Here is a 19,279-nt window from a genome sequence, read left to right as displayed (position 1 = left end):
TGCTGAATCTGTCATACTTTGGGGTCGCCGCCTGGCGGCCCCATTTTTCTGTCTTACCGCAGCACCCGGCCGCTGCAGGCAGGTCGGGTGTCAGCCCTTTCAGGAGAACCATGAAGCGTTTCCGTTTTACCCTGCTCGCCATCTGCATGCTGCTCCTCTGGCTCGGCTGGAACGACCTCTCGCTGATGCTGCGGAACCCCGAACCGCAGGTCATCCCCCTGGAGCAGTTGACCCGCAGCGGTCCGCCCCGGGACTGGCTGCAGGTGACCGGGGGTTACGAGGACCTGGCCGAGGCGATTTCCACCTCCGGCAGTCTCGAACTCGAGGCCTTCCTCGTCCCGCTCAAGAGCAGCCCCACCGACCCGACCTTTCAGGTCCTGGTTGAGACCCGCGATCCACGCATCCTCAACCTGTTGCAGACCTATTATTTCAAGCTCGACACCCCCGCCGCCCAGGAAGAGTTTCGCGCCAAGCATCGCCAGGAGTTCAACGGCCGCCGCGACATCACCGGCATGGTCGTCAGCGGTCTCGTTGCCGACGGCAACCGCGACAAGCTGATGTCCCTGGCCCGGCAATTGGGCATGAACGTTCCGGAGAACGTGATCTTCATCAGCGAAGGGAAGGAGCCCGGCACCTGGCGCGGTTTTCTCTTCATCGCCCTGGCCCTGGCCGGTTTGGTCAAGTTCGCCCTGATGGGGAAGCAGCAGCCGACCGCTTCCTGAACCGGCGCCGGCCAGCGTATTCCTGCTTGGATTGCCGGGTGGAACGCGCTATCTTGGCAGCAGGTTTACGGTAACCGGCAGCACGAAGGGGGAATACCCATGAGCAAGGACCTGTACGTCAAGCACCTCCCGCACGAAATGACCGAAGAGGAGTTGCGCAAACTCTTTGCCGTCGCCGGCAAGGTCTCCTACGTCTTTCTGGTGACCGATCCGGTCAGCGGCGAATCGCGCAACTGCGCCTATGTCAAGATGGCAAGCGAGGCCGAAGCAAAAGAGGCGATCAACTGCCTCGACGGCGCGCGCCTCACCGGAACCATCCTCGCAGTGGAGATCGCCCGGCCGCAGACGCCCGGGGGACCCAAGGGGGGCAAACGACCCGGCGCCGCCAGGAGTTCTGAAGCAACAACCGAGAAACGGCCCAAACCGGCGCCCGGCCGGCCCGCCGGCAAATCGAAACCGGCCCCGCGCGGCGGCGGCAGCCGGCGCCGCTGACACCGGACCCGCGCAATGCAGGCGTTGCGCCGACTACGGCCCAATTACCCTGCCCCCGCCAGGAGTTCCAAAGATGCAGATCTGGGTCGATGCCGATGCCTGCCCCCGCAGTGTCAAGGAAATCCTCTACCGCGCCGCCCAGCGCGTCGGGGTCTCCCTGATCCTGGTCGCCAACCAGCCGCTGCGCACCCCGCCATCCCCCCTGATCAGTTCCCTCCAGGTTGCCGCCGGGATCGATGTCGCCGACCAGGAGATTGCCGACCGGGTTCAACCGGGCGACCTGGTGGTCACCGCCGACATCCCGCTGGCCGCCGCGGTGATCCGTCGCGGCGGGCACGCCCTCAACCCGCGCGGTGAACTCTACACCAGCGACAACATCCAGGAGCGCCTCGCGGTGCGCAACATGCTCGACGAGCTGCGCGGCGTCGGCGTCGAGACCGGCGGCCCCGCCGCCCTCGGCCCCGCTGACCGGCAGGCGTTTGCCAACCAGCTCGACCGCTTCCTGCGCGCCGCCACCGGCCGCTGAGAGGCCCCTTCGCCACGCCCCAAAAAGCAGGCGGCGGAACCATCCGGTTCCGCCGCTTCCTTTTTGACAGCGACCGCCATTGGCGGTCCTGCGGGGTGAGCCTTGCAGCCGGATCAAAACCTGGCGCTTCCCGGGGTGCGCGGGAAGGGGATGACATCACGGATGTTCTCCATGCCGGTGACGTACATCAGCAGCCGCTCGAAGCCGAGGCCGAAACCGGCGTGGGGGCAGCTCCCCCAACGGCGGATGTCGCGGTACCAGTCGAGACTCTGCGGCTCGATGCCGACCGCGCGCATCTTCGCATCGAGCACCTCGAGGCGCTCCTCGCGCTGGCTGCCACCGATGATCTCGCCGACCCGCGGCACCAGCAGGTCCATCGCCGCCACCGTCCGGCCGTCGTCGTTGCGACGCATGTAGAAGGCCTTGATCGCTTCGGGGTAGTCGGTGACGAAGAGCGGCCCGCCGACATACTCCTCGGTGAGGAAACGCTCGTGCTCCGATTGCAGGTCGCTCCCCCAGGCGACCGGGAACTGGAAACTGCGGCCACTCTGTTCGAGCACCCGCACCGCGTCACTGTAGCTCATGGTGCGGAACTCGGCGGCGGCGAGGGTTTCGAGACGGGCGATCAGCCCCGGTTCGATGCGCTGGTCGAAGAAGGCGAGGTCTTCGCCGCAGTGGTCAAGAGCATAACGCACCAGGTAGCGCAGGAAGTCCTCGGCGAGAAGGCAGTCGGCGGCGAGGTCGGCAAAGGCCATCTCCGGCTCAATCATCCAGAACTCGGCGGCGTGGCGGCTGGTATTGCTGTTCTCGGCGCGGAAGGTCGGGCCAAAGGTATAGACATCGGAGAAGGCGGTGGCAAAGAGCTCCCCCTCGAGCTGGCCGGAGACGGTCAGGCCGGTCTTTTCGCCGAAGAAATCCTCGCGCCAGTTGACTGCGCCGTCGACCAGCGGCGGTCGCACCGGGTCGAGGGTGGTGACGCGGAAGAGTTCACCGGCCCCCTCGCAGTCGCTGGCGGTGATTATCGGTGTCTGCACGTAGAGAAAGCCGCGCTCCTGAAAGAAGCGATGGACGGCGAAGGCGAGGGCGCTGCGCACCCTAAAGACGGCGCCGAAGGTGTTGGTGCGCGGCCGCAGGTGAGCGATGCCGCGCAGAAACTCGAGGCTGTGCCGCTTTTTCTGCAGCGGGTAGTCCGAAGCGGCATCACCAAGCAGCGTCACCGATCGCGCGTGCAGCTCCCAGGCCTGGCCCGCCGCCGGGGAGGGGACGAGATCGCCGGTGACCGCGAGGCAGGCTCCGGTGCTGGCGCGGGAGACGGTCTCGTAATTGTCCAGCTCGGGAGCCAGCACCACCTGCAGCGATGCAAAGCAGCTGCCATCATTGAGCTCGACGAAAGCCAGCTCCTTGCCGCGCCGCAGGGTGCGCGCCCACCCCCTGACCCCGATTCCGCCCTGCGGCGCCGCGGTCGCGAGGACCTCGCGCACCCGCAACCATGCGCCAGCCTGATCTTCTCTTCCCATCCGCAACCTGCTCCTTTCCCGCGTGAAGTGGCCGAGCGACAGCCGCCGGCATGGAAAAACATTATTGACGATCGCCCCGCGGAGCGCAACGCCATCCCTTGTGACGTGTCTTTTATTTGTTATCGTTAATTTACCCTTGCCCCAATTTATCCTTCTGGAGAGAGTCGCCTATGGTCAGGGAGCCGGTCTCCACCTCCGACCCACGAATTCCCAGGCGCCTGCAGCGGAAGATCGTCAGCTATACCATTGGCTACACCCTGATCGCTCTGATCCTGGTCGCTGCCCTCAGCATATTTCCTCTCCGCGCCCATCTCCGGGAGTCGGCAGAAGCCAACCTGCAGGCCACCGGGCGGATCCGCGCGGTAGCGATTGGTGAATATGTCAGCCGTCTGTCCGATATCGCCCGCCAGATTACCAGCCGCAGCGCCATCCGCAACCGGCTGGCGGCCTTCTACGCCGGGGAGGTTTCCCGCGCCGAACTGGTGGCCTTCACCCGACCGAAGCTGGCGGATGCCTTGCACAGTTCGGTGGAGACCCTCGGTATCATCCGCCTGGACGTCGACGGCCAGGTGGTGGTTCGGGTCGGTCAGGAGTTTCCGGCCAGCGGATGGGAACTTCCTGCCGACGGCAGCCCTGCCCCGGTCATCAGCGGGCCGGTTCTCCTTGACGACGCGCCGGTGCTGGTGGTCGCCGCACCGATCATTGCCAGCGGAGAGAGGCGGTTGGGAACCGATTTGGTCCTCTTCGCCACGACCGCCCTGCAGCAGATCGTACAGGCTCCGGACGCCCTCGGCCAAACCGGGAGTTGCATGATCGGCGAGGTTCGCGGGGAGGAGGCGACCATTCTCTTTCCGGGACGTTTCGGCGATCAGCGACAGATCAACCAGCCCGCAGCCACTCCCGGCCAGGCGCGAGCTCTGCAGCAGGCCGCACGCGGGGAATCGGGTCGCCTGCTGCGGGTCGGGGAGAGGGGCAGGAGCCTGCTGGCCTACGCGCCGATTCCGGCCACCGACTGGGGTCTGCTGGTCACCATGGATCAGAGGGAGCTCTTCGCCGAGGGAAACCGCGAGCTCGCCGCGGTGGGACTGGCCGCTCTGCTGCTCTCCCTTTGTGGCGGGACGGGTATTTTCTTCCTCCTGCACCCGCTTACCAATCGTCTGCTCGCCTATTCCGAGTCCATGGCGGAACTCAACGCGGACCTGCAGCAAGAGATCGAAGGACATTCTCTGGCCTTGAGCAGGCTCCGGCGCAGCGAGCAGGAGTGGGCCCAGACCTTCGAATCGATTACCGATGCGGTAGCAATTGTCGATACCTGCGGCGAGGTGACCAAGATTAATCGTGCCGCCGCCGCGATTCGTAAAAAGGCTGCCGAGGCTGGAGTGTCGACGGTTTTTGGTTGCAGGGTCTTCCCCGGATTGCAACGCTACGAGGGGGGCTGCCCGTTCGAGCGCCTGATGGACAGCAAACATCCGGAATATTGTACCTTGCACCAGCAAGAGAGTAACCAGGACTTTCTGGTTTCCGTCTTCCCGGTGCTGGACCCGCAGGGGGAACTACAGGGGGCGGTACATATTGCCCGGGACATCACCCGGCAGAAACAGATGGAACGGCTCAAGGACGAGATGATCTCCTCGGTAAGTCATGAAATGCGCACTCCACTCACTGCCATACTCGGCTTTCTGGAGTTCATTCTGGAATACGCTCCCCCCCCGGAACAGCAACGCGACTGCCTGCAGACTGCTTACCACGAGGCCCAGCGCCTCAACGATCTGGTCAGCAACTTTCTCGACCTGCAACGCCTCAAGGCCAGGCTGGAAAGCTGCCGGATGGAACCGCTTGCCATCGCACCCCTGCTGGCGGAAGCGAGCCGCCAGTTCCCCTTTACCGCCGACAAGCATCCGATAGAGGTGGTCTGCCCGGATGACCTGCCGATGGTCTTCGGGGATGCTTACCGGATCGGCCAGATCCTGAAAAACCTGCTCGTCAATGCCATCCGCTTCTCGCCCAAAGGGGGGAGGATCACATTGGGCGCGACCGCAGGGCTAGAGGCTGTGACGGTTTGGGTGCGCGACGAAGGGATAGGCATTCCTCAGGAGGACCTGGAGCAGATCTTCTTCCGCTTTTACCGGGTCGACGACAGCGACCGGCGCATCCCCGGCGGCATCGGCCTCGGGCTGGCCCTGGTGCGCGAATTGGTTCTCGCCCATCAGGGACGGGTCTGGGCGGAGAGTATTCCGGGCGAGGGGAGCACCTTCTACTTCACCCTGCCGACTGTCAGGGAGCAGCCGTCTCAGTCGCCGCCTCCCCCGCCCCCTTGATGGACCGACATTCGCTGCACGAAAAAACGCCCCGGGGGTCCAGTGCTGGACCCCCGGGGCGTTTTTTTCAGGCCCGGTGCAGGGCATTAGCGTCAGCTGTGCTCGCGGGTCTTGAGAAAGGTGACCTTGGGCCACTGCTCGGCAACGAAACCGAGCCGCCACTCGCTCGGGGCGAGGTAGGTCAGGTTTCCTTCGGCGTCGTGGGCGAGATTCCCCTGGTTCTTCTTCTCGAATTCGGCGAGCAGCTTCCTGTCCTCACACTCGATCCAGCGGGCGGTGGCGAAATCGATCCCTTCATAGATCGCGTCGACGCTGTACTCGTTCTTGAGCCGGGCCATGGTGACATCGAACTGCAGCACGCCGACCGCACCGAGGATATAGTCGTTCCCCATCAGCGGCCGGAAGACCTGGACCGCCCCCTCTTCGGAGAGCTGCACCAGCCCTTTCTCCAGCTGCTTGGTCTTGAGGGGGTTCTTCAGCCGCACCCGCCGGAAATGCTCGGGGGCGAAGTTGGGGATACCGGTAAACTTGAGGGGCTCCTTGTCGGAGAAGGTGTCACCGATCTTGATGGTTCCGTGGTTGTGCAGGCCGATGATGTCCCCGGGCCAGGCTTCCTCGACGTTGGCCCGGTCCTGGGCCATGAAGATGGTGGCGTTGGCGAGGGTGACATCCTTGCCGATGCGGTGATGGCGCACCTTCATGCCGCGGCTAAATTTCCCGGAGCAGATGCGCAGGAAAGCAATGCGGTCGCGGTGCGCCGGGTCCATGTTCGCCTGAATCTTGAAGACGAAACCGGAGAAGGATTCCTCCAGCGGAGAAACCGGGCGGCTCAGCGTCGGCCGCGGGCCGGGTGGCGGCGCCAGGTCGACCAGGGCGTCGAGCAGTTCCTCGATGCCGAAGTTGTTGATACCGCTGCCGAAGAAGACCGGGGTCTGGTTCCCCTTGAGATATTCCTGCAGATCAAAGGGACTGGCCGCCCCCTCGAGGAGCTCGATATCGCCGCGCAGTTCATCGGCCTGGCTGCCGACCAGCTGGTCGAGTTGCGGGTCGGCCAGGTCCTTGATGACGATGGCGTCGTGCCGGCGGGTCTCACCACCGGGGGTGAAGAGGCGCAGTTCCTTGCGGTAGAGGTTGTAGACGCCACGGAAGCGCTTGCCCATGCCGATCGGCCAGGACATCGGGGTGCACTCGATCTGCAGCTTCTCCTCGATGTCCGAAAGCAGATCCAGCGGTTCGCGTCCCTCCCGATCGAGCTTGTTGATAAAGGTGATCACCGGGGTGTTGCGCATCCGGCAGACCTCCATCAGCTTCTCGGTCTGGGTCTCGACCCCCTTGGCCGAGTCGATCACCATCAGCGCCGAGTCGACGGCGGTCAGCACCCGGTAGGTATCTTCGGAGAAGTCCTGGTGACCGGGGGTGTCGAGAAGATTGATTTCGCAGTCGCGATGGCCGAACTTCATCACCGAGGTGGTGACGGAGATGCCGCGCTCCTGTTCGATGCTCATCCAGTCGCTGGTGGCGTGGCGGGTTGCCTTGCGGGCCTTGACCGCGCCGGCCATCTGGATCGCCCCGCCAAAGAGGAGGAGCTTTTCGGTGAGGGTGGTCTTGCCGGCGTCGGGATGGCTGATGATGCCGAAGGTGCGGCGGCGGGCGACTTCCTGCTGCAGTTGCTTGCTCACGGGGAACCTGGTCTCTCTCTTGCGTTGTCGGGGTGGTTACCGGAATAAAAAGCGGGCCGGATAACGGCCCGTGAAGACTGCGCGGATCATACCGCATCCGCCGGGGCGGGTCAATGCCGGTGGACGGAGAAGGAGGCAGCTATTCCGCCGGAGCGAGGGGGAGGGAGACGATCATCGTCGTCCCCTTGCCGATCTCGCTCTGCACCTGCAATTCACCGCCATGGGCGTCGACCAGGTGTTTCGCAACACTCAAGCCGAGCCCGGTCCCCCGGATCGCCGTATCGGAGGCATCGGCCCGGTAGAAGGTTTCGAAGACCCGGTCGGCCTGCTCCGGCGTCATGCCGATCCCCTCATCACTGACCCGGATCACGCAGCGGGACCCGCGGACCCCGGCAACGATCCGCACGGTTCCGCCCGCGGGAGAGTACTTGACGGCGTTGCTGAGGAGATTCTCCAGCACCTGTTCGACCCGGCCCGGATCGCCGATCAGCTCGATCTCCGCGCCGGCGATCTCCAACTCGAAAGGGTGCGATCCCTGCTGGCGGTACTGGCCGACCACGCGCTTGAGGATGTCGGTCAGGGCGAAGGGACGATGCTGCAGGTTGATCGATTGCCCGGCCTCGATGCGGCTGATATCGAGCAGATCGTCGACAATCCGCGACAGACCGATCGCCTTGTTGTAGAGATAGCCAAGGAATTCCCGTTGCTGCTCCTCGGAAAAGGCCCCGGCGGCCGCCGTCGAGAGGAGCTCCGAATAGCCGACGATGGTCGTCAGCGGCGTTTGCAGTTCGTGGGCCGCCATCGCCAGAAACTCGCTCTTCATCCGCTCCACCGCCCGCTCGTGGGAAACATCCTGGATGAGAATAATCATCCCGGGGCCGGCATCCTCCAGTTCACCGAGAAAGAGCTGGGAAGTTCGCCCCTGGAAGACCCGGGGCTGCTCCTGTCCCGGCGGCGCCAGTTCAAAATCGAACTGGTGAATCGTCTCCCCCACCGGCAATAGGCCGCAGACCGTATCGCGCAGGGTCGATGGCTGTAGCACTTCGCAGAGCGGGCGGCCGACGGCCTCCTGGTCGATGCCGAAGAGCACCTCCGCCGCCGGGTTGACGAGCAGGACCCGCCCCTCGCCATCGACGGCCAGCAGCCCGTCATCGACCGAGGAGAGGATGGCGTCGAGTTTCTGTTTCCCCTCCCGGGAATCTTCCAGCGCGCCGGCGAGGGCCATTTGCGCCAGGGTGCGTTCCGCAACCTCGGCGTTCAGCTTTTCGTTGGCAAGGAGCAATTCCCGGGTCCGTTCCGCCACCCGTCCTTCGAGCAGGTCATTGGCCCGGTACAACGCTTCCTCGGCCTCGGCCCGCGCCGTCAGCAGCTGACTCGCCTTGCGCGACAGCAGCAGCACTGCCAGTAAAAAGCCGCCGCAGATCAGGGCCAGGGGAATGAAGGAGTGGCGGGTGAGGAGAGCGACCCGTTGGCGACTGGCGGTAATGTCATAGTAAGTCTCGACCGCCCCCCGGAAGCGACCTGCACCCATGATCGGGACATAGGTCTCGACGACATCGGTCCGGACCCGTTGTCCCTCGGCGGTGTAGTCGTTTTTTTCCACCACCTTCGAATAACGTTGCCCGCGCGCCACGACATCCCGGAAGTACGGTTTAGCGTTGACCTCGCCGACCTCTTCGGGCACGGTGGAGTAAAGGATCGTCCCGGATGGACCGAAGAGCCGCAACTTGCGGAGCAGGGCATCGTCCTGCAACTGGCCGACCTCTTCGCCGATCAGTTCGGGAACGGAGCCCGGAGCGAGGTCCTGCTGATCGAGGTGCAGGGTCCGCACCAGATAGCGGGCAAAGCGCTCGGCTTCGTCTTCAGTCTCTTCGACCAGCAGTTCCTGGTAGGCGGGATGGATATAGAGAAGCTGGTAGAGCGGAAAGAGCCCGGCCATGAGAAAGGAGAGGATAAGGATTTTTTTCAGCAAGCTGTCTTTCGGCACCCCGGCCCCCGGCCCGCGAAGGGAAAATCGAACCATTTCGGAACAATGCGACTGTTGCCGAGTCTACTTTTTTCCTGATTAGGTCCGATTCTCAGCTTGATGCGGATCGCCCCTACAAGAGCCCAAGCCGTAGCGATGAATTGAACAATGGGGCCCCTACATATTGGATGCCCAAGCGCTCTCGCCCCTCAGCTGAGAATTAGGGCTAATCAGGACTTTTTTTGTATCCTTAAGCCAAGTTGATTTTTCCCACCCGGCTTAGCAGCGGCACCTGCCCGCCCCTTTGGAGAAATATTCTATGCAATTGCAGCGCTCCAGCGGCATCCTGCTCCATCCGACCTCCCTCCCCGGACCATTCGGCATCGGCACCCTTGGGCGCGAAGCCGAACTTTTCCTCGATTTTCTCGCCGCCGCCGGCCAGTCGGTCTGGCAGATCTTGCCCCTCGGGCCAACCGGCTATGGCGACTCCCCCTACAGCGCCTACAGCGCCTTCGCCGGCAACCCGCTGCTGATCTGTCCGCGCCAGCTGGTAACGGCCGGGGAGCTGCTCGCCGGCGAGCTGGAAGATTTTGGTGATAATCCGGAGCGTATCGACTTCGCCCGCGTCCATCGCCAGTCAAGGCGCCTCCTCGCCAGGGCCGCCAAGCGTTTCTTTGCCAGCTCCGGCGGCAAACGTCGACAGGCTTTCACCGAATTCTGCACCAGCCAGGCCTACTGGCTTAACGATTACGCCATCTTCCAGGCGCTGCGCCAGCACTTCGGCGGACAACCCTGGTACGAGTGGGAACCGGCGCTGCGCCACCGGGAAGAGGCGGCCCTGCAGCACTGGGGAGAAGCGCTGGCCGAGGAGATCAACGCCGAAAAATATGCCCAGTTCGCATTCTTCGACCAGTGGTTCAGGTTGCGCCAGCAGGCGACCGAGCGCGGCATCCGCATCCTCGGCGACATGCCAATTTTCGTCGCCCTCGACTCCGCCGATGTCTGGGCCAACAGCATCAATTTCCAGCTCGACGCCGAATTGCGCCCGACGGTGGTCGCCGGCGTCCCTCCCGACTACTTCAGCGCCACCGGCCAGCGTTGGGGGAACCCCCTCTACCACTGGGAACGGATGGCCGCCGACGGCTTCTCCTGGTGGCTCGACCGGCTGCGCTGGGCTCTGGCGCAGACCGACCTGGTCCGCATCGATCATTTCCGCGGCTTCGAAGCCTGCTGGGAGATTCCTGCCGCCGAACCGACCGCCGAGAATGGCAACTGGCGCGCCGTCCCGGGCGAAGCACTGTTCCAGCGCTTCGCCGAAGTCTTCGGCACGGTGCCGGTCGTTGCCGAGGACCTCGGCCTCATCACCACCGAAGTGGAGGCGCTGCGCGACCGTTTCGGCCTGCCGGGGATGAAGATTCTCCAGTTCGCTTTCGGTTCCGGCCCGGCCAACCCCTACCTCCCCCATAATCTCCAGCGCCACAGCGTCGTCTATACCGGCACCCACGACAACGACACCACCCTCGGCTGGTGGCAGGCCTTGGGGGAAGAGGAACGGCAGGCCGTCTGCGACTATCTCGGCCCCGGTACCCGGGAGATGCCCTGGGACCTGATCCGGCTCGCCCTGGCCAGCGTCGCCGAACTGGCGATCATCCCGGCCCAGGACCTGCTTGGCCTCGACAGCACAGCGCGCATGAACCGTCCCGGCCAGGCCGCAGGCAACTGGGGATGGCGGGCAAGCGCAGACTCCTGGAGCCCAGCGCTCGCGGCGCGCCTCGCCCGGCTCACCTCCTGTTATGGCAGAGAACCCGCCGCACGGTAATTGGTCTTGTACCCAATCCTGAAGATGTGCTAAGGTTCAAAACTGTATGCATGGCGCTGAAACCAGGCGTCGCGAAGCCCCCGAATCCGGGTCGGAGACGACCCGAAAACCCTGCTGGAGGAATGCTCGTGAAAAACGCTCTGACACTTCTGGTGGCCGGCCTGATGGCCCTGGGCCTGGCCGTTGGCTGCAAAAACGAGACCCCGAAAACGGCCGAAACCCCGGCCCCGGCTACAGCCCCCGCGGCGGCACCGGCCGCCAAGGGAAAATCGGGTACCGTCCTCGAAACCATGAACTCGGGTGGTTATACCTACGTTCAGGTCGACACCGGAACCGAAAAAATCTGGGCTGCCGCCCCCGAGTTCCAAGTCAAGGTCGGTGACGCGGTCGTCGTTCCCGAAGGGATGGCGATGGCCAACTACCACAGCAAAACCCTCGACCGCGACTTCGAAATGGTCTACTTCGTCGATGGCATCATGGTCGGCGGCGCCGAGGCGATGGCCCAGGCTGCGCAGATGCCGGAGAATCACCCGGTCGCCAATGAGCGGACCAAAGTCGACGCGGCGCCGGTCGACCTCAAGGGGATCACGAAGGCCGAAGGCGGCAACACCGTGGCCGACGTCTTCACCAACAAGGAGCAGCTGGTTGGCAAGGAAGTCAAGATCCGCGGCAAGGTCGTCAAGTTCAGCCCCGAGATCATGGGTAAGAACTGGATTCACCTGCAGGACGGCACCGGCGCCGCCGGCAGCAACGACCTGACCGTGACCACCAACGTCGCGGCCAAGGTCGGCGACACCGTCCTGGTTGTCGGCAAGGTCGTCGCTGACAAGGATTTCGGCTATGGCTACAAGTACGATGTGATTCTTGAAGATGCCCAGGTGACGGTCGAGTAACAACCGACCAATCACCCAGAACAACGAAACAGCAACGGCCCCCGGCAATCCCGGGGGCCGTTGCTGTTTTGGGCCCGGCGCCGAGGGGCCGGGAATCGGTTGACTCTCGCGACAGTAGCGATACCCTAAAGATAAAGGACTAAAATCAATAACCTTTTTCAAAGGGAGGTTGCCAGATGACCGGATTCGAACGGATTCTCGTCGTCAGTCGCATGACCCAATACTGTCGCGAAGCTGTTGAACAAGGGATTTCCCTGGCCAGAAAGTACGGCAGCGAGCTTTACGTGATCCATGTCGTCCACAACCCCTTCGGCTACGAAGGCTGGAACCTGCCGATCGTCTCGCTGGAGAAAGACTATCAGCGGCTGCTGGCTGGGACCAAGGCCGACCTCGATCAGCTGGTCAAGGCCGCCAAGGATGAAGGATTGCCGGTAACCGTGCTGATCCGCGAAGGTGAACCTACCGCCGAGATCGTAGCGGCGGTAAAAGCACATCAGGTTGACCTGATGATCATGCTCGCCCACGAGGAAGGGCGCCTGGAGCATTTCCTCTTCGGGCGCAGCAACGATGACCTGGTGCGGCGCATGCCCTGCTCCATCATGCTGGTCAAGAAGGAGCCACAGCCCCTCGGTTGAAGACTGCAAAGCGCTAAGGCTTCCCGCCGGTGGGCGGATGGAGCACCCGGTAGACGGCCCGGGCGACCGTCTGGGGAACCCCGGGGACGGCACAGAGAGCCTCCTCGGTCGCCTCCCGCAGCTTCTGCAGGCTGCCGAAATGGCGCAGCAGGAGACGGCGGCGGCGGGCGCCAACGCCGGGGATTTCTTCCAGTACCGAGTGGAGTGCGCCCTTGCCGCGCAGTTTGCGGTGATAGGTGATGGCGAAGCGATGGGCCTCGTCCCGCAGGCGTTCCAGCAGGAAGAGGGGGGGCGACCCCTGCCGCAGCAGGACCGGGTTTTTTCGCCCGGGAAGAAAGAAGCGTTCCTCGCTGCGCTCCACCGCGCTGCCGCCGACATTGGCGATCACCCGGCTCTTGGCAATCCCGACCAGGTCAACCACTCCGGCCAGCCCCTCCGCCGCAAGGACCGCGGCTACGGCCGAGAGCTGCCCCTTGCCACCATCGATCAGGATCAGGTCCGGGAGTAGTCCCTCTGCCTTCCCCCGCTGCAACCGCCGCTCCAGAACCTCGGCCAGAGCGGCAAAGTCGTTGCTCCCCGCCACGCTGCGGATCCGGTAATGGCGATATTCGCCGGGGGCCGGTTCGCCGTCGAGGACCACGGCCATGCTCCCCACAGTATGGGTTCCCTGGACATTGGAAATATCGAAGCATTCCATGCGCCGTGGCAAAAGCTGCAGGTGCAGACGATCACGAATCTCTTCGAGGACCCGTTCCCGAGCATCGAGACGGCTGCCACGCTCGCGGAACGATTCGGCGGCATTGCGGTCCGCCAGGTCGACAAGTCGCCGTTTTTCGCCCCGGCACGGAGCCGTGACCATCACCTTGCGCCCCTTGCGTTCACCGAGCCATTCCGCCAGGGCCGCGCTGTCCTCCGGCAGAAAGGGGAGCAGCACCTGGTCCGGGATCAGCACCTCGCGACCATAGAATTCCTGCAGGAAGGAGGAGAGGAGCTCGCCCTCGTCGAGGCGCCATTCGAGCCCGTACTGGCGCCGACCGATAAGCTTGCCGCCGCGGACAAAGAGGAGAACCACCTCCACCTCCCCTCCTTCGCGATGCAGGCCAACCACGTCCTGGTCACCGCCGCCGGCCGCTACCACCTTCTGTTTCTCCACCGTCTGAAGGATCGACCCGATCTGGTCGCGCAGCCGGGCGGCCTCCTCGTAGCGCAGCTCGGCCGCCGCCAGCGTCATCCGGGCGCGCAACTGATCGATCACCTGCCGTTCGCGCCCGGCGAGAAGATCGGTCACCCCCTTGACCAGCTGCTGGTAATCGGCCGGGCTGATCAGCCCGTGGCAGGGGGCGCTGCACTGGCCGATCTGGTGAAAGAGACAGGGCCGACCGCGCCGCCGGCAGGTTGCCAGGGGGTGATGCCGCAGGGGGAAGATGCGGTAAATTTCCTTGAGGGTTTCTCGTACCGCGGTGGCCGAGGCATAGGGACCGAAATAGTAGGCGCCGTCCTTGCGGACCTTGCGCACCACCTGCAGGGTAGGAAACTCTTCCTGCGGATCGAGGCGGAGCGAGACGTAGGTCTTGTCGTCGCGCAGGTCGATATTGTAGCGGGGGCGGTGTTCCTTGATCAGGGTATTCTCAAGGATCAGGGCCTCCTTTTCGGTATCGGTGAGGATCGTCTCGATCCGGGCCAGCCGGCCGAGCAGAAAACGGATCTGGGCGCGCTCATCGCGGCCGGAAAAGTAGCTCCGCAGCCGGGTCCGGAGGTTTTTCGCCTTGCCGACATACAGCACGGTTCCGGCCGCGTCGTACATCAGGTAGACGCCGCAGGCAGTGGGGTATTTCCGTGCATCGAGAAGATCACTCATTCCTGCACTCCGGCCATGCTGGCCCTGCCAGCGATTGCGGCCCGAGAATAGCAGCGCGCCGCAAAGAGTGTCAACTGCCGCCGCTGTCCCTTGTCCCCCCCGGCGACCGCGCTATACTTTCGTTGAGATCCACGCCATCCCTGGCGCAATCCTCGACCCTTTTCCGGAGGCTGCCATGACCCGCCTGCTCGTTCTGCTGCTGCTGTTCGCTCTCCCCCTGCCGGCCCGGGCCGGCTTCGACCCGGTGCTCCTTGAGCAGATCGGCAGCAACTACCGCTCCAGTCAACCCGGACTCGAAAGTTACGCCGTCACCGTCAGCACGCCGAAGGTCGGCGAGATGATCACCCAGATGACCAGCAGCCTCCCGGCGGAAGTCCCGCGGCCGGAAGTTCCGGTGCTGACCAAGTACTGGTCGCGGGCGGTGATGGCGAGCGTCGTTCTCGCCGAAGGGAAGAACCTGCAGCCAACCATGCAGGAAATGGTGGAGCGTTTTTCCCGGGAGTTTGCCGTCGACCTGCCGCTCTCCCTCTTCCCGCCCAGCCGTGCCATTGACCGCGCTGACTGGCTCAGGCAGGGGACGGTCGAGGTGACCGAAACCCGACTCGATGGCCATCGCCGACTGGGCGTCCGGCTGCGCTTTGCCGGGCCGGTCAATCTCGACGGCGCTTTCTTCGGCCGCTCCCTCCCGGTACCACAGAACAATCTGACCGAGCTTAGCTTTGACCTCGACCCCGACCTCAGGCTCCTCTACCAGGTCGATTTCGTTTCCGCCGCCAACCAGCACATCAGCATGGAGATCCGCCACCAGGAATTTTCCGGAAAAATGCTGCCGACCGAGGTGCGCGTCACTTCTCCAGACGGGCGCATCGACGACCACCTGCAGACGGAAATGGGCCGGGTTCAGAGCTTCTGGCTACCGGTGCGGCAGGTTCGCAGCACGGTCCGGCCCGAGCGCAAGGAGACAGTGACCGTCACCTTTTCCGGCTACCGCCTCAACCTGCCACTCCCGCCGGCCGTGCTGCAGCGGCTCGGTGGCTACTGACCCTGGAAGGATGCAATTTCACTGGCCAACCGGCGGCGAAACGCGTATAATTGCGTTTTATTATTCCCCTTGGGAGGGTCGGCAGTGAACCCGCTCTGGAGCAATATCTTCCGCAAGACTCCCGCCGAGGAATCCCTCGGCGGCTTTCTCAGCACGGTGCCGGTCTTTGCCGGGCTGGCGGGTCGGGATCTCGGTTTCCTGGAAAACCTGGTCCACCTGCGCCGCTACCATCCCGGCGAGACCGTCTTCAGCGCCGGCGATCCCGGTTCGGGGATGTACGTTATCCGCAGCGGCCGCGTGCAGATTTTTCTGCACCATGACGACGGCCGCGAAGAGGAACTGGCGCAGCTTGGTAGTGGAGATTTCTTCGGCGAAACCACCCTGACCGCCCCGGCGGTCCGCAGCGCCTCGGTCCGGGTCCTGGAGCACACCGAGCTGATCGGCCTGTTTCGCGCTGACCTCCTCGAGGCCGCCCAGAAACACCCCGCCATCGCCAACCGCATCCTCTTCGGGCTGACCCGGGTGGTCAGCGAACGGCTGCAGGCGGCGGGCCAGGAAATTTCCCGCCTGCGCCTCCTGCTCGCCGAGCAGGAAGCCCGCCTCGCCACCCAGCCTGCCGAAACATGAAGGCTTCCGAGCAGTTCCTGAAACAGCGCCAGGGCCGGGTCCATTATCTTCTCTTTTACCTGAGCATGACCGCGGCAATTGCCAGCGGCCTCGCGATCTATTTCTCGGCATCGACCATTCTCGAACTCGCCAGGGACGCGACCTCCGGGCTGCTTCTTCCGCTGCTCCTCTCCCTGATCTTCACCTTCCTGCTGCAACCCGCAGTCAGCTTTGTCGAACGGGAGGAGATCAGCCGCTCGACGGCGATCCTGCTCGTCTACCTGCTGCTCACCATCGCCGGCAGCCTGCTGACCAGTCTCTTCATTCCCAAGTGGCAGCAGACCTGGGCATCGATCCAGATCGACCTGCCCCGCTACACGGCGATGCTCGGCTCCGCCCTCAAGGAGTTGCAGGCCACTCTCCTGGCCCACTTCCCACTGATGGAGAATTACGACCTCGCCGGCCGTTCGCGGCGCTCCGTCGAGCAATTCGTCGCCCAGCTCCTGGTGCAGTCGCCGCGCCAGGCGCTGCGGCTGGGCAGCCTGATTTTGATGGTGCCGCTCTTTACCTTCTTCTTTTTGCGTGACGGCCGCAAAATCATGCGTACCTTTATCGCCCTGGCGCCGAACCGTTATTTCGAAATGGCGCACGACCTCTCCGCCCTCGTCACCCGGCAGCTCTCTCACTTCATCCGCGGCCGCATCCTCGAGGCGGCGATTGTCGGCCTGGTGGTCACCATCGGCCTCTCCTTCACCGACATCCGCTATGCGATCTTCCTCGGCGTCTTCGCCGGGGTCACCAACCTGGTCCCTTATATCGGGCCGCTCATCGGCATGGTCCCCGGCCTGCTCATCGCCCTGGTCGATCTCGGCATGGGCGGCCAGTTCTGGTGGATTGTCATCGTCTACTTCCTCATCGCCCAGATCATCGTCGACAACTTCCTGCTGATCCCGATCCTCATCTCCCGGGTCTCGAACCTTCATCCCATCTGGGTGATTATCGCCATCGTCATGGGGGGAAAACTCTACGGGGTGCTGGGGATGATCATCGGTGTACCGGTGGCCAGCATCCTGAAAATCGTCATCATCGAAATCCGCCAATACCGTCGGGCTTTCGCCCTCCCCGACCCTGTCGCCGAAAGCGAGCGCCACCCGTGAACTTCGCGCCGCCGCGCCCTTGACACCCGGACCCCGTATACCGCATAATTCGTTAATTTTTCCAAAGAATTACCGGGGCCCATGAGTAGACACCTCTTCAAATTCGTCAACAACCTGAAGCTGCGCTGGAAGATGCTGGTGGTGGTGCTGCCGCTGGTGATCGTCCCCATCGTCCTCGTCGGCAGCGTGGTCGGTTACATCGCCGTGCGCCAGGCCTCCCTCGGAATTACCCAGACCAGCAAGGACGACCTCGATCACATGGCGACCTTCGCCATCGACCTGCTCAACTCCCACTACCAGCAGTTCCAGGTCTACAAGCAGGACAAGCAGAAGATCTTCATCCGCGACCTCGCTGCGCTCGACAATATCGCCTACAACCTGGTCGAGAGTGAAGATCGCCAGTACCGCAGGGGGCGACTCTCTCTCGCGGCCGCGCGGGAGGAGGCGAAGAAGGCGCTGCGCCGGGTCAATGTCGGCGACACCGGCTATATCTTCGCCATGACCAGCACCGGCGACCTCGCCATGCATGTCGCCCGCGAGGGGGAAAACATCTGGGACGAACAGGACGAGAACGGCCGCTACTTTATCCGCGAAATGGCCCGCTCGGCGGTCGCCTCGACCAGCGGCGAGGTCCAGTACATCATCTATCCCTGGCGCAATGCGGTCCTCGGCGACCGGGCGCCGCGCAAGAAGATCGCCGCCTTCCGCTATTTCAAGGAGTGGGACTGGATCATTGCCGCCAGCGGCTACCTCGAAGAGACCTACGAGGACATGGACTTCGAGCGCCGCTCTTTCGAGGAGCTCAAGGCCAAGCTGAAAAGCAAGAAGGTCGGTCAGACCGGCTACCTTTACTGCATGGATGGCAAGGGGACCTTTACCATTCACCCCGACGCCGAAGGGGAAAATCACCTCGAGGCTCGCGACAGCTCCGGGCATGCCTTCATCCGTGAGATGATCGAGAACAAGACCGGCTGGATTCGCTATCCCTGGCAGAACGCCGGCGACCGCGCGCCGCGCATGAAGATCGTGCGCTACGCCTATTTCGCCCCCTGGGACTGGATTGTGGCGGTCGGCTCCTACGAAGATGAGTTCTATCGGGAGGCGAATGCCATCAAGGGGCGGACCCTCACCAGCGTCCTGGTCCTGGTCCTGATGGCGAGTCTGGTCTCGGTCCTGACCGTCTCTCTCGCTGCCAAGGTGCTGACCGAGCCGATCCACCGCATGATTGCCGTCATCCGCCGCATCAAGCAGGGACGCCTCGACCAGCAGGTGGAAATCGAAAGTAACGACGAGCTCGGCGAACTCGCGGCGGCGTTCAACCGCATGACGGGGATCATGCGGCGCAACCAGGAGATGGAGACGGCTCTCGCCCAGCAGGGGAAGATGGCCTCCCTCGGCGTCCTCTCCTCGGGGGTCGCCCACGAGATCAACAACCCCCTCGGGGTCATTCTCGGCTACGCCAGCTACCTGGAGGGGAAACTCGCCCCCGAAGACCCCCACTATCATTACATCCACGAGATCAAGCGGGAGAGCAAACGCTGCAAGAAGATCGTCCAGGACCTGCTCAGCTATGCGCGCACCCCGAAACCGAACCTGGAAGAGACCGACCTCAACCTGCTCCTCGGCCAGATCGCGGATTTCGCCGCCAATCACGCCGACCTGCACCACGTCACCATCGAGCGCCAATTGGCGACGGACCTGCCGCAACTGCTCGCCGACGGCGACCAGCTGCGGCAGGTGGCGATCAACCTGATCCTCAATGCCGGCGCCGCCATGCCCGAAGGGGGAACCCTCACCATCCGCACCGAGCAGGACGAACCGGGCCGGGTGAAGATGGTTTTCAGCGACACTGGCGCGGGTATCCCGAGCGATTACCAGGAACGGATTTTTGAACCCTTCTTCACCACCAAGGCGCGCGGGACCGGTCTTGGCCTGGCGATTACCCGGCAGATTGTCGAATTGCACCACGGCCGGATCCACCTGGAAAGCAGCGTCGGCGTCGGCACCACCATCAGCGTCATACTTCCCGTCGACCGCGACCACGACTGA

The 19,279-nt window shown here is 63.7% G+C and carries 15 protein-coding genes; 11 read left to right on the top strand and 4 right to left on the bottom strand.

Annotated elements, in window-relative coordinates; translation table 11 throughout:
* Positions 1-110: 110 nt before the first annotated feature.
* The 3 genes from ACYQ8E_RS16100 to ACYQ8E_RS16090 all read left to right on the top strand — a co-directional run bounded on the left by ACYQ8E_RS16100 (position 111) and on the right by ACYQ8E_RS16090 (position 1,740).
* Complete coding sequence (locus ACYQ8E_RS16100; protein WP_066724998.1) at positions 111-722, top strand: hypothetical protein; 612 nt, start codon at positions 111-113, stop codon at positions 720-722.
* Between the two features lie 99 nt (positions 723-821).
* Complete coding sequence (locus ACYQ8E_RS16095) at positions 822-1,214, top strand: RNA recognition motif domain-containing protein (protein ID WP_066724996.1); 393 nt, start codon at positions 822-824, stop codon at positions 1,212-1,214.
* Between the two features lie 73 nt (positions 1,215-1,287).
* A complete protein-coding gene (locus tag ACYQ8E_RS16090) occupies positions 1,288-1,740 on the top strand; it encodes a YaiI/YqxD family protein (protein ID WP_066724993.1) in 453 nt (150 codons plus the stop codon).
* Positions 1,741-1,853: 113 nt separating this feature from the next.
* Here ACYQ8E_RS16090 and asnS read toward each other — a convergent pair whose 3' ends face one another.
* Positions 1,854-3,257, bottom strand: coding sequence for an asparagine--tRNA ligase (gene asnS / locus ACYQ8E_RS16085; RefSeq protein WP_066724990.1), 1,404 nt, complete (start codon positions 3,255-3,257; stop codon positions 1,854-1,856).
* Between the two features lie 170 nt (positions 3,258-3,427).
* Between asnS and ACYQ8E_RS16080 the strand changes: the two genes are divergently transcribed.
* Complete coding sequence (locus ACYQ8E_RS16080) at positions 3,428-5,575, top strand: ATP-binding protein (RefSeq protein ID WP_066724986.1); 2,148 nt, start codon at positions 3,428-3,430, stop codon at positions 5,573-5,575.
* A 92-nt stretch (positions 5,576-5,667) separates the two neighbouring features.
* Here the strand turns inward: ACYQ8E_RS16080 and ACYQ8E_RS16075 are convergent, their stop codons facing one another.
* The gene (locus ACYQ8E_RS16075) at positions 5,668-7,254 is read right to left on the bottom strand and encodes a peptide chain release factor 3 (protein WP_066724983.1); all 1,587 of its coding nucleotides are present in this window, start codon (positions 7,252-7,254) and stop codon (positions 5,668-5,670) included.
* Between the two features lie 139 nt (positions 7,255-7,393).
* On the bottom strand, positions 7,394-9,241 hold the full coding sequence (locus ACYQ8E_RS16070; protein WP_197463729.1) for a sensor histidine kinase: 1,848 nt from the start codon (positions 9,239-9,241) through the stop codon (positions 7,394-7,396).
* A gap of 298 nt (positions 9,242-9,539) precedes the next feature.
* Between ACYQ8E_RS16070 and malQ the strand changes: the two genes are divergently transcribed.
* From malQ to ACYQ8E_RS16055, 3 genes are all read left to right on the top strand, one after another.
* Positions 9,540-11,039, top strand: coding sequence for a 4-alpha-glucanotransferase (malQ, locus tag ACYQ8E_RS16065; protein WP_066724977.1), 1,500 nt, complete (start codon positions 9,540-9,542; stop codon positions 11,037-11,039).
* A gap of 128 nt (positions 11,040-11,167) precedes the next feature.
* The gene (locus tag ACYQ8E_RS16060) at positions 11,168-11,932 is read left to right on the top strand and encodes a hypothetical protein (RefSeq protein ID WP_157471770.1); all 765 of its coding nucleotides are present in this window, start codon (positions 11,168-11,170) and stop codon (positions 11,930-11,932) included.
* A 176-nt stretch (positions 11,933-12,108) separates the two neighbouring features.
* The gene (locus ACYQ8E_RS16055; protein ID WP_066724966.1) at positions 12,109-12,567 is read left to right on the top strand and encodes a universal stress protein; all 459 of its coding nucleotides are present in this window, start codon (positions 12,109-12,111) and stop codon (positions 12,565-12,567) included.
* A 13-nt stretch (positions 12,568-12,580) separates the two neighbouring features.
* Here the strand turns inward: ACYQ8E_RS16055 and uvrC are convergent, their stop codons facing one another.
* Positions 12,581-14,425, bottom strand: coding sequence for an excinuclease ABC subunit UvrC (uvrC, locus tag ACYQ8E_RS16050; RefSeq protein WP_066724963.1), 1,845 nt, complete (start codon positions 14,423-14,425; stop codon positions 12,581-12,583).
* Positions 14,426-14,600: 175 nt separating this feature from the next.
* Here uvrC and ACYQ8E_RS16045 point away from each other — a divergent pair, with 175 nt between their 5' ends.
* From ACYQ8E_RS16045 to ACYQ8E_RS16030, 4 genes are all read left to right on the top strand, one after another.
* The gene (locus ACYQ8E_RS16045) at positions 14,601-15,467 is read left to right on the top strand and encodes a hypothetical protein (protein ID WP_066724961.1); all 867 of its coding nucleotides are present in this window, start codon (positions 14,601-14,603) and stop codon (positions 15,465-15,467) included.
* Positions 15,468-15,551: 84 nt separating this feature from the next.
* Positions 15,552-16,094, top strand: coding sequence for a Crp/Fnr family transcriptional regulator (locus ACYQ8E_RS16040; RefSeq protein ID WP_066724959.1), 543 nt, complete (start codon positions 15,552-15,554; stop codon positions 16,092-16,094).
* Positions 16,091-17,230: an AI-2E family transporter gene (locus tag ACYQ8E_RS16035; RefSeq protein ID WP_066724956.1), complete on the top strand. Its 1,140-nt coding sequence runs from the start codon at positions 16,091-16,093 to the stop codon at positions 17,228-17,230. The genes ACYQ8E_RS16040 and ACYQ8E_RS16035 overlap by 4 nt, the downstream gene beginning before the upstream one ends.
* Before the next feature lie 81 nt (positions 17,231-17,311).
* Positions 17,312-19,279, top strand: a complete 1,968-nt coding sequence (locus ACYQ8E_RS16030) for a cache domain-containing protein (protein WP_066724953.1) — start codon at positions 17,312-17,314, stop codon at positions 19,277-19,279.

The sequence above is a fragment of the Desulfuromonas carbonis genome (assembly GCF_054658035.1).
The sequence above is the reverse complement of the archived record's forward strand: the minus strand, read 5'-3'. Positions and strand labels throughout refer to the sequence as shown.